Raw genomic sequence first — 6,984 nt, 5'->3', positions numbered from 1 at the left:
CTTGGCAGACACGAGACTCTCCCTTGGGCGTCGTTTGTGCAAGATGCCTGAGGGAGACCCCCACCGCTACATCACGCAAGCTGCTCAAAACGCCCCGAATTCCCATCGATTTACGTGCTCACGCTCATCGTGCGACGACAGCTTGGGCGCCCATTCGGAGATTTCGCGGTCTCCCCCCAGTCTTCGGTACAACAGTCCGTTCTGTTCGTCCCAGTTCAACGGCCGGGGTACGAGACGAATGAGTGGCCTCAAGGCGATTACCAAGTCGAACTGTTCGTCAAGTACGCCGCTCAAGCCGCGCCGTGTTCGGTCAAGAGGGTGACGATCAAGATCCGGATGGACGAGTTTTCGGTCTTCACGTCCGGTCAGACCCGGTCGATCTCCGTTTCCAATTTGGACAAATATCTGAGCCTGCTATGACCTACGCATGGCACATGCGTGCCCTAACCGTTGCCTTCGCAAGGGCTGTCTGTAGTCGGCAGCCAACTCACCGCGATCAAGTGTTCAGCGAGCCCGCGAGTCTCTGAGCAAAGGCGGCAGGGGTGCGGGGCTCTGGGGCGTCGGAGCTCATCTTCCGCGCGGCCCCAGATTCACTTGTGACAGACGGCGCAGGAGCCGTTGCCTTCATCCACGCCGTAGATATCGTCGATGTCATCGGGGCAGGCCTTCACAGGCCGCAGGGGATTGATGGGGATACTTTTGCGCATGCGAGCACGGCGGATCTCGTATTCTGCCTCGATCTCTGCTACGCGTGCCGGCTGCTCTATGTCTCCGAGCGATTCGCCCTTCGACCAGGTGAAAGGCGAGCCATGTTCCAGGGCGTCCTTTTCAAGGGCTTTAGCTGCCTCATAGGCCTCTGGATGTCTTTCCTTGAGACGCACCCATTCTATCTTCTGTTGGAAGAAGCAGAACGTGCAGCCGCTGCGAGAGCGCCACTCGTAATACTTCGGATAGCCGACGCCGGAGTTCTCCAAGATGTCGATCACACCGACCTTGTCGATACCCGCCTCGCGGAAGGGCAGCTTCACGAATAAGTTGGCAGCCTTAGCTGCGTAGCCCTCGCGATAGTCCTCGTCGGCGCGGATGGCCACATAGGAAGTGACCGTGTCGCCCGCCGCCAGCATGGGCCTTACCCAGTTCTCGAAGGGCGCGAGCTTCAATTGACGGGTGCACCAGCGCGCGTTCGGGTTGGGCAGGAAGTGGTTGTATTGGCGCAACCAGAAGCGAAAGTCGCGGCCGGGGTTTAGGCGCAAGATGGGCTTACCAAGCCGGCCTTCGAGCTTGCCGAGGAACTCGTAAACCTCGGGCAGCTCTTCCCCGGTGTCGGTGAAGAAATAGTCGATATCGAGTTCGGGATGGTGCTCGCGCATATAAACGGCCAGCGCCGCGCTGTCCTTGCCACCTGAGATCCCCAGAACGTGCCGCTCAGCCATTGGCTGCCTCCTTGTCGATGGATGCCAGCTTCATTCCGGCCTTGGCCAGGATCGCTAGCAATACGTTCGTCCCCAGGCCTTGGCCCTCCAGCATCGAGGCGACTTCGAGGGCCTTGGCCTCCACCGTCTGCCGATGGCGATCCGAGATTGCGAACGAGCGTGAGATCATTTTGGTGTCGGCCCCCGCACCGATGACTACAGCGATGGCCTCGCTGTGTGCCTCGCGGCCTTGCACTGCTACGAAAGCCTCGGCTTCGCGGAAACGCCGCGCGAACTTTGCCAGCTCCAATATCGCCGCGTCGATGTGGCGGTCCACCCAATCTCGTGGAGGCTTCTCTGCTGCCAGGCTTAGGATGCCCTCAAGGGAGGCTCGGCTTCCGTCGAAGTTGGCTAGTCGCGTCGCGAATGCATCCAATCTCAGGTCGCCAGAAATGCCGGACACGGAGCGAGCGCGCTCACGCAGCGCCTCGAGATCGTCCATACGCGCGTCGAGTGCCTCGAGCATCTTGCCTTCAACCTCGGCGAGCATCTTTTCATACGCGCCCGCAAGCTCCTGCAGTGGTGCCCGAAGGGCTTTTACATAGGACTTGCCGTCGGCCGCATTGAGCAGCGATGCTAGGTCGACAAACAGCACCTTGTGCGGGTCGCTGGCTTTCAACAGCATGTCGCGCATGGCCTTGGCGGTGTCGCCCAAGCGCTGCGTCCTTCGAGCCCATTCTGGGAGGTTGAAGACCATCGCCACTAAGCCTCGCGCGGCTTCGAGCGGATCGGCTGAGCCACCGCTCTCCCCGACCTCCGCTAGCAACCTTGAAATGCCGTTGAGGATTCGATTCTTGTCCTCATCAATAGCGACCCAACGCAGCGAGAAGCGATCCGGGTCCTGCAGGCATTCGTCGATGTCAAAATCGGTGAGGCGGGGCACAAACATCCCGTCCTTATAGACAGCGATGTTTGCCTTGTGGGCAAGCATGAACGCGGTGAGGACGACTGGTTGCAGGCCTTCCTTCATTCCGAAGGGGGGAGCGCTCCAAAGTGCATAAATCTCATGGGCACCCACTCGGGTATTTCCGTCCGAGAAGAGCGCCCGGGTTGCCTCCCACAGACGCTCGAAACCGGTGGCGAAGCCATCGCCCGGCGCGATGAAGTGCCAGGCGCCCGAGGCGTTTTGGCGGTGCAGGTCTGTGCTTTTGAGCAGTGTCTCGTAGAGTCCCCGTTCAGCCGGAAAACCCTCGAAACCGAGGGCCTCCCGGTCTTCGGCGTCGACCATCGCATGCAGCAGATCGCGGCGTGCCTTCACGCTATTGCTCGATATGCTGTCGCGGTTAACCAGCTCGCTCCATACCGGCGGCGACGCGCTGAAAAGGTCCTCGGCGAGCTGGGACGCCACGGGCGATAGCTTTGATCCGGCTTCGACGATGTGATCAGTCCCATCGTGCCACTTCGCCAAAGAGACTGCGGCTTGCAACTGGTCTTCCAAGTTTGCACGAGTCGCGGCCAAGCGCGCATAGACCTCTCGGCGAGCTACGGGGTCGCCGGACAACTCATGGCGGTCCTTTACCTGCTCCAGCGCCACTAACTCGGCGGATAGCTCCGCGATGCGAGCGTGGTTGGTGGGTATGCCGACCAGTACCGGCCATGGGCGGAGCTTTGAACAGCTTTGTGCGCGCTGGCGGGCGGTACGTGGACTCATACCTTTGCTAGGCAGGGCCAAGATGAAGGCTCCGAACTCGCCCTTACGCGGGCGAAAATCGGCCGCTATCTTCTCTGCTTGCTCGATGCTACACAAAGATAGCTCCATCCAGCGCATTGACCCCGTCTCATGGTAGTGACGCTTTGCTACCACCGGATGCAGTCCCATGAGCTGTGCGAGGCGCGCGTAGTCAATGCCAGGCGAAGCAGCAAGAGCTTGCTCCATGGCTGAATCAATGTCGAAGTCACTACCCTCGAAGACAGACCAAGCACCCGTATAGCTTTTATACAGCGCGACTTTCAGCGCAGACAGCTTTTGTAGCGCGGCGTTAAGTTCATCGAGAGTCCTATCGTAATAGAGCGCCTTGATGACAGCGGTATCGGCCGCTAAGCCAGACCCGTTACGGAAGAGATCGATAATCGCAATGTTCTTGATCAAAGATACCAGGAGCGGATCAGCCGTCTTCGCTTCAGCTCGCTCAACGGCTTCAACCGCTTGCGACCAGCGGTGTCCATCAGGGGAGGCCAGAATCGCGGGTTCGAGATTTGAGCGTAGGTAGTCCCAGTAGTCGCTCGGACGGTACCAACTCGCTTCACTGATGGGCGTTGAGTTCAGGTACGAGCGAAAGCCATATGGTTCGACAGACGAAAGAAAGCCGAAGGTGCTGCGCTCGTTTTGGCCGAACTGCCGTTTCGAAATTGGCCCGAGCAGTGCGGCCATAGCCGGATGCAGAGGCCAACAGTCAGCCAAGGCGTTGGCGAGACCTCGCCCAGCAGCTGGACGCCGCGAGCGGATTGCATCGGCGATGGCGTTCGAAGTTTCGAGCATCCAAGGCGGGCAGTGCTCAGCTTCGATTGCTCGCCCGATTAGTTCCACGACTTCGTCACTGGCGGCAACGAGCGGCAAATCGACGTAGCGGCCTTGTACCTTGGCCCAATCATCACGGGTGTCGATCCCAAGACGTGCGGAATACTGAGCAAATGATTGGTGCAGTACGCCCACAACCACCAAACGCCCCTCTGAGCGGGCGGCTGCTTCGGCGAGCTCTTGAAAAAAATAAACATCGTCCCCGGCGCCCAGCGCGGAAGCTTCCAGGAACTTGCCCATCTCGTCGACAATGACCAGCACGCCGTCATGCGGGCGATTCTTCGCCTCATCGAGCAATTCGGCGATAAGTGTTTGACTGTTTACCTTACTGCGACCGTCTACTGATCTTCCTTCCGCCTGCCGAAGCGCAGCATGAAGCGCGGCGACGACGCTGCCGCGCCGGCCCACAACCGGCACTACCAACCAACCTTTGCGGACGGGCAATGCAATATCGAAAGCGGGTTTGGAATTCAGGTGCAAGACTTGGCGCGCTTTCGCCCGAAGGTTCTTGTCGGGATGTAGCGCGCTCGCTAACGCGACGGCCAACGAGCTCTTGCCACCGCCGAACGGTCCCGTCCAAGTGAAGCAGCGTTGATTTGTGCCCGAGAGTTGCTCACACATGACATCGACCACAGAGCCAGCAGTGGCATGGCAGATGTAGCCGGAGAGGGCGTCGACTCGTCCAATATCTGCGTCAACTCGGATTGAGCGTTGATATTGGCGCGATATCTGAACGATGTCCGACAATCTTTCTTCCGATTTTTCATTCATACGCGCGCCTGATCAGGTTTCTACGGTCTTCTTTTGAGATTGGTTTGCGGTGGACTTGACGAAGGCCCGCCGAATCAGTCCAGCCTAGCTTGCCGGCGGTGAAGTCAGATAGCGCTAACAACCGCTGCGCGATGGACTCTTCGTCTAGCTTAAAGACTCGACCGGGCGACCCTTCACCATAGGCTACGGTCTCGAAGGCTAGAGCACTCTGGCCATCAGCCTCACGATCCCAGAAATCGACTAATGCATAGGCGAAGACGCCATCATGCAGAGACGCTTTAGGGCCGCGTCGGAACGCATACTGCCCCTTATGAACCTCTTGCAAGAGGCCTAACTCTCCTAAGAGTGGTTCAGCGAAATCTTCCGGCGATCCGCCGGCCGCGCGCGGCGCGTAGCTTCGCAGACAGGTTTCCAAGTCTCGCGAGATTGTCGACGCGGACAGTCGATGCTTTGCGTCGAGTTCACGCGCATAGCGGCTCAACGGCTCCTCGAGTTCTTGACGCGTGAAGGTGGGCGCGGTCACATGATTGAACAGCCAATGCCACGTGGTCGAGCGAAAGCATTTGCCCGCGAGTTGCCAATGGGCTAGCCATGCCGTCGAAGGGTTCTCGGCATAAGGATCAAGACCTCCGTCTTGAAGTATTTCCATCGCGAGGCTTCCGACGCGGAACTCATCAGGCCCGGAGTCATACATGACGCCGCAAGCTAGAGCCCAATGTCGAATGGAGGCGACCATGTTTTTGCCGACGCCGAAAGCGGCGATTGCCGTCTCATCCGCAAAGGTGGATTTGTGAATTACGCGGCCATCGACAGCCTGATCGAAGGCTTTCTTAAGCCACATTTGGCGCAGGGGAAACGTCTCATGCCCTGAGAAGTGCGCGGGCATTCCGTTGCTGACTTTGGACGTGGTTTTCATGCGACGATTCTAGCATCCGAGAGCGTCGGACTGGAGGATTCCACCAGTCCAACCGGGGTACCACAGGAACTGTATATATTTACAGTGTGCCTCGGTGGCCGTGATCTGCATAGGGTCCCCGTTTGGTATACGGCAATCAGCGGCGCGTTATGCCTTGCGACTGGTTCGCTCATGACCGACGCCTTCCTTGCCTCAGCCGGCCGCGCCCGCTCCATGACTTTTGAGAGCTGTCCGACTGGGCGCCGGCAGAGGGCGGGCGGGCGCGTGTCTTTTGCGCAACGGCTTCCGAAGTGTTGGGTGACGATGATTGGGATGTTGTGAGGCGCCTTCTCGACAGACTGGGTGCTGGATCAACGGGATTGATCCCTCCCTCATCAAGCACAAAATTTAGTGTAAACACTCTAAATCCACCGTGCCAACCCACTACCGAATCTCGTCCATCGCCAGCTAAACAATGCGCGCTACCCCGCCCGGCTTGCGGTTTAGGCGAGCCCGCTTCGTCTAAAATTATCGTATATACACGTATATACGATAATTTCACCAAAAAATCGCACTCTCTTCACTTTTTTTGCTACTCCACTATCATCTTTAGGTGATTCCAACGACCTCACCCGAGGAAAGCATTGAGTCCCTTTTCCGAACGACTTCGGGCGCTGCGACTCCGTTACGGAGTGCGCCAAAAGGACCTGGCCGAAGCGATGGGCTTCGAACAGAGCTACGTATCTGCCTTGGAACTTGGAATAAAGGGGCCGCCTTCGCGCGACTTCGTTGACCGACTCGCAAGATATCTTCGGCTCTCTGCCGATGAGCTCGCTGGCCTACTGAGCGAGCTGGAAGCATCTCGACGTCACTACACCATTCCCCAAACAGCTTCATCGGATGCATATCGCCTGTGCGGCGAGCTTTGGAGAGAGCTCGATCTACTGAGCGATGCTCAGATCCGTGTCATGAGGGAGTTGATTGAGACGTGGCGCAGAAGCCCCGTCAAGCTCGGTGATCGACCAGTGCTCGGCCGCGTCATGAGAAAAGACAAGGAGGGCGCAGAAATGTAAAAAGCGGAACAAACCCGAAGGTCTGCCCCGCTTGGTGGAGAGCTGAACGCTGCTCCATGGTCGCACTCGTGAGTGTCTTCTCCTCCCCCCTCGTCGTCAAGCCGTCCTTCGGGCTCATCGCACCGGTTTGTGCGTATTTCGGCGAACGTGACCGCCGATTTCGGGAACGTGACCGATTCGGCGGGGTTGGGCGTTGCGCGGTGTTGATTGTAGATTTTCTTGTTAGTTCTGGTCGAGTTTGGGCTCCGGGACGTT

Annotated in this window: 4 protein-coding genes; 1 reads left to right on the top strand and 3 read right to left on the bottom strand. The window is 58.4% G+C overall.

Annotated features, from left to right (window positions below; translation table 11 throughout):
• Nucleotides 1-590: 590 nt before the first annotated feature.
• The 3 genes from QZM67_RS39600 to QZM67_RS39590 are packed head-to-tail and all read right to left on the bottom strand — an operon-like array spanning nucleotide 591 to nucleotide 5,677.
• Nucleotides 591-1,433: a phosphoadenosine phosphosulfate reductase family protein gene (locus tag QZM67_RS39600; RefSeq protein WP_174909540.1), complete on the bottom strand. Its 843-nt coding sequence runs from the start codon at nucleotides 1,431-1,433 to the stop codon at nucleotides 591-593.
• The gene (locus QZM67_RS39595) at nucleotides 1,426-4,761 is read right to left on the bottom strand and encodes an ATP-binding protein (RefSeq protein ID WP_301811849.1); all 3,336 of its coding nucleotides are present in this window, start codon (nucleotides 4,759-4,761) and stop codon (nucleotides 1,426-1,428) included. Before QZM67_RS39595 ends, QZM67_RS39600 begins: the two co-directional genes overlap by 8 nt.
• Nucleotides 4,754-5,677, bottom strand: coding sequence for a DUF4007 family protein (locus QZM67_RS39590; RefSeq protein WP_080466935.1), 924 nt, complete (start codon nucleotides 5,675-5,677; stop codon nucleotides 4,754-4,756). Before QZM67_RS39590 ends, QZM67_RS39595 begins: the two co-directional genes overlap by 8 nt.
• A gap of 623 nt (nucleotides 5,678-6,300) precedes the next feature.
• Between QZM67_RS39590 and QZM67_RS40015 the strand changes: the two genes are divergently transcribed.
• Nucleotides 6,301-6,729 (top strand): helix-turn-helix domain-containing protein, encoded by a 429-nt coding sequence (locus tag QZM67_RS40015; RefSeq protein WP_367620464.1) that lies wholly within the window; start codon nucleotides 6,301-6,303, stop codon nucleotides 6,727-6,729.
• The last annotated feature ends 255 nt before the right edge of the window (nucleotides 6,730-6,984 follow it).

It is taken from the genome of Burkholderia sp. AU45251 (assembly GCF_030482905.1).
GTDB lineage: Bacteria > Pseudomonadota > Gammaproteobacteria > Burkholderiales > Burkholderiaceae > Burkholderia > Burkholderia aenigmatica.
This window is presented reverse-complemented; position numbering and strand designations above follow the sequence as displayed.